Annotated in this window: 1 pseudogene; it reads right to left on the minus strand. The window is 73.4% G+C overall.

The features are described from left to right. Positions 1-473: pseudogene (locus tag RB628_RS42900) on the minus strand (mobilization protein); the annotation flags it as partial.

Below are 473 nucleotides of genomic sequence, written 5' to 3' on the forward strand. Positions count from 1 at the left end.
GATGCGGTGGCACTCGGTCTGCAGGTGGAAGGCGTCGCGGTAGGCGTTGTGGAGGCTGCCGTCCTCGCGGGCGAGGGTGGCCACGACGTGTACTTGCCGTGCCTGGTTGCGCACGGCGATCCACCGGCAGGCGTCCGGATCGCCGGCGGGGGCGATGCCGGTGGCCGCCACCACCCGGCGGGCAACCTCGGCCCACTGCGAGTCGGTCAGGTCGGGGTGCCGGGGATCGGAACGGACCGAGCAGACCCACACCGGCCGCTCGGGCGCGCGGGCCCCGAGACGGTCGACGGGCGCGTCGAGGGCGTGGGCCAGGTACGTCAGCACGTCGGGCTGGGTGAGTATCTCGATCGGAGTGCCGTGGCCGTCCCCGGCGATCAGGCGGGGATTGGTGTGGTTGCCGCGCTCGCCCGGCCCGTACAGATACGTGAGCAGACCGGCGGTGTGGCTGGCGCGCTGCAGGTGGGCGATCACGG

It is taken from the genome of Streptomyces sp. ADMS, assembly GCF_033441795.1.
Classification (GTDB): Bacteria; Actinomycetota; Actinomycetes; order Streptomycetales; family Streptomycetaceae; genus Streptomyces.